Genomic DNA, 3,468 nt, shown 5'->3' on the forward strand with positions numbered 1-3,468 from the left:
CCGTGGACACTGGCGCATTGCGGTTGCTGCTGGTCGAGGATGATCCGATCGTGGCCGAGGTCATGCTTGGGCTGTTGCACGAACAAGGGCATGCGGTGACTCACGCCGCGCATGGACTGGCGGCCTTGACCGAGGTCGTGCTGCATTCGTTCGACGCGGCTTTGCTGGACTTGGACTTGCCCGGGATGGATGGGCTGGCCCTTGCGCGCGCATTGCGGGCGCAGGGGTTTACTGAACCGCTGCTGGCCGTCACCGCGCGATCGGATGCCGACGCTGAACCCTCGGCGCGCGACGCTGGGTTCGACGCCTTCCTGCGCAAACCGGTCAGCGGCGAGCAGCTTGCGGACGCGCTGGCCGCGCTGCTGCGGCACTGAGCCGCAGGCACTGTGCGTTGTGGGCTGCTGCGCGTGGTGCTTGCGCGGGTTGGGGAAGGCTTCAGCGCGCGCTGTAGCGATGCACCTCATCCACCAGCACGGCAACGTGTTCGGGATTCATGTCCGGCGACATGCCGTGGCCGAGGTTGAATACATGGCCGTCGCGGGAGCCGCCGTTGCCGGTGCGGTAGCTGTCCAGCACCGCACGCACCTGCGACCGCACCGCATCGGGGCTGCCGTACAGCATCGCCGGGTCGAGGTTGCCTTGCAGCGCGATCTTGCCCGCCGTGCGACGCGCGGCCTCGTCCAGCGTCACCGTCCAGTCCACGCCGACACCTTCCGCACCGCTCTCGGCCAGCGCTTCCAGATGCGCGGCATTGCCCTTGACGAACAGGATCAGCGGGGTGTCGCCGCGCTTGAGTTCGTGCGCGATCCGGGTCAGGTAGGGCAGCGAGAATTCTCGGTACATCGAAGGTGAGAGCGTGCCGCCCCAGGTGTCGAAGACCTGCAAGGCCTGCGCACCCGCGGCATGTTGCGCCGACAGGTAGGCGATCACCGCATCTGTGACCACGCCCAGCAGCGTATGCATCGCGGCCGGGTCATTGATGGCGAGTGCCTTGACCTTGCCCCAGTCCTTGCTGCCGCCGCCTTCCACCATGTAGCAGGCAATCGTCCACGGGCTGCCGGAAAAACCGATCAGGGGCACGCTGCCGTCGAGTTCGCGGCGGATCAGGCGCACCGCGTCCATCACGTAGCGCAGTTCGGTCTCCATGTCCGGCACCGACAGTCGGTCGATGTCGGCCTGGCTGCGCAGCGGGCGTTCGAACTTCGGGCCTTCGCCGTCGACGAAGTACAGCCCCAGGCCCATGGCATTGGGCACGGTGAGGATGTCGGAAAACAGGATCGCGGCATCCAGCGGGAACCGACGCAGCGGCTGCAGGGTGACTTCGCAGGCCAACTCCGGCGTCATCGCCATGCCGAGGAAGCTGCCGGCCTGCTGGCGGGTGGCGCGGTATTCCGGCAGGTAGCGACCGGCCTGGCGCATCAGCCAGACAGGGGTGCAATCGACGGACTCGCGGCGCAGGGCACGCAGGAAGCGATCATTCTTCAGTGCCATGGACACTCCGGTCAGCGGGGCGCGTCGGCGCCCTGCGCAAACATCAATTGGAAGCCCTTCTTCAGCTGCGCATCGCGCTCTTTTTCCAGCGCCAGCATGGCCGAGTTCTGGTCAGGATATTGCGACCTGCGCAGGGTGCTGCGGCCACCGGTCTGGCCGGTCTCGCGCAGCAATTCCCAGCCGCCCAGCAGGTCGGGCTGGAGCTGGAGCTGGACGAAGCGCGGTGCTTCGCGGCCATCGGGGCGTTGTTGCAGCAAGAGACGCATGGGGCGGCATTGTAAGGTGGCCGGGCCGGCACCGCTGGCGGCGTGATGGCATCGGCGCCATGATCGAGGCTCACCACGGGAGGGACGAGCCATGAAACGCGTCACCGGCATCGGCGGCATTTTCTTCAAATCGGCCGACCCCAAGCGCCTGTGCGCGTGGTATCGCGATCACCTCGGTCTCGATGTGACCGACTGGGGCGGGGTGATCTTCCCTTGGGGTGGCCCCGACAGTGCGCCGGGGATGACGCTGTGGAGCCCGTTCGCCGCAGGTACCGATTACATGGCGCCAAGCGAGGCGTCGTTCATGGTCAATTTCCGCGTGGCCGATGTCGCTGCATTGCTGGCTGCATTGCGGGCAGAGGGCTGCGATGTGCTGGACAAGACCGACGACTCAGAGCACGGCAAGTTCGGCTGGGTGATCGACCCGGACGGCAACAAGATCGAATTGTGGGAGCCGCCGCCTGGGCAGTGATCGCCGCGATCAACTGACGGCGCGCAGCGTTTCCATCACGGCGGGCTCGGCAACTTCGGCGATGATCCTGGGCGTGCCGTGTCGGAGCCATCCTCCTCGCGACGTGCACGGGGTGGGCGATGATTGCCGTCCCGGGCGCAACAGCCTTTGTCATGTGGTTCGCCATCCTGTGCTGCTTTCGCGTAGCATGCGCCTGTCATGCCGTATGGCCCTCCGTCTTGACCCCAGTCCACGGCCTCGCCGCCGAAAAGCCTTCTAGTCGCCTGCGTGTCCTCTACTGGACGCTGGGATTCTGCGTCGCTGCAGCGATCCTGTATGCCGGTGACCACCACTACCATCTCGGCCACCGACTGCAGGTGTGGCTGCGCGATGCGCCCGCCGCGGACCACGCGGTGCCGACAGGACAGCTGCAGGACTATGTGGTCGAAATCGATGCGCTGCCGCTCGCGGAGGTGCAGAACCTGTCCGGGCTGGCCTGGGGCGATGCCGAAGGCCATCTCGTGGCGGTGCTCAACAAGCCTGAGATGCTGGTGATCCTTGATCGCGACGGCAAGCAGTTGGCCAAATACCATTTGCAGGATTTCCACGACACCGAGGGCGTGGCTGCGCTCGGGAATGGCTGGTACGTTGTGGTTGAAGAGCGTCGATCACAGCTCGCGTTTTTCCGTGTTCCACCGGGTCGATCCGGGGGGGAGGTCCGGCATGTCGATGCGGTGATCCTGGGCCTCGACCTGCACCCTTCCGCTCCGTCGAACCTTGGGTTCGAAGGATTGGCCTACGACCCTCAGGCCGATGCGCTGTACGTCGTGCGCGAGGACACCCCGGTTCAGCTCTATGAAATCACCGGCATCGCTTCCCTGCGTGACAAGGGCAACATGTCGGCACTTCACATCCGCAATCGCAGCGAATTGCTCTCCGGGTTGCGGCCCAGCGATGACCTGTCGTCGGTGGAGGTGGATCCACGCAGTGGCAACCTGCTGTTCCTCAGCGAACGCGGGCAGCGGCTCACCGAAGTCCGCCGCGACGGCCGCATCGCCGGCGTGCGGAGATTCGATGGCGTGTTCGGAAGCGAGACTCCGATGCCGCAGGCGGAAGGCGTCACCATCGATCCCGACCGCAGGCTGTACATCGTCAGTGAACCCAACCTGTTCTATCGCTTCGCGCCGGCAGCTTCATCTGCCGAAAGAGCGGCGCCCGCATCGAGGTAGCAAAGGGCGGGGATTCGGCGCGTATTTCACC

5 protein-coding genes are annotated in these 3,468 nt (G+C 65.7%); 3 read left to right on the forward strand and 2 right to left on the reverse strand.

The features are described 5' to 3' along the window. Positions 1–374, forward strand: a 374-nt coding sequence (locus IT472_RS03025; protein WP_297178167.1) for a response regulator, incomplete at its 5' end; no start/stop codon positions are given. A gap of 61 nt (positions 375–435) precedes the next feature. Here IT472_RS03025 and hemE read toward each other — a convergent pair. Beyond that, complete coding sequence (hemE, locus tag IT472_RS03030; protein ID WP_297178169.1) at positions 436–1,491, reverse strand: uroporphyrinogen decarboxylase; 1,056 nt, start codon at positions 1,489–1,491, stop codon at positions 436–438. 11 nt (positions 1,492–1,502) lie between these two features. Further along, positions 1,503–1,757: a WGR domain-containing protein gene (locus IT472_RS03035; protein ID WP_297178172.1), complete on the reverse strand. Its 255-nt coding sequence runs from the start codon at positions 1,755–1,757 to the stop codon at positions 1,503–1,505. Positions 1,758–1,848: 91 nt separating this feature from the next. On the opposite strand from IT472_RS03035, the gene IT472_RS03040 reads away from it, so the two are divergent. Together IT472_RS03040 and IT472_RS03045 are read left to right on the forward strand one after the other, a co-directional pair. Then, a complete protein-coding gene (locus tag IT472_RS03040) occupies positions 1,849–2,229 on the forward strand; it encodes a VOC family protein (RefSeq protein WP_297178175.1) in 381 nt (126 codons plus the stop codon). 218 nt (positions 2,230–2,447) lie between these two features. Further along, positions 2,448–3,437 (forward strand): SdiA-regulated domain-containing protein, encoded by a 990-nt coding sequence (locus tag IT472_RS03045; protein WP_297178178.1) that lies wholly within the window; start codon positions 2,448–2,450, stop codon positions 3,435–3,437. Positions 3,438–3,468: the final 31 nt, after the last annotated feature.

It is taken from the genome of Thermomonas sp. (genome assembly GCF_020850895.1).
Lineage (GTDB): Bacteria > Pseudomonadota > Gammaproteobacteria > Xanthomonadales > Xanthomonadaceae > Thermomonas.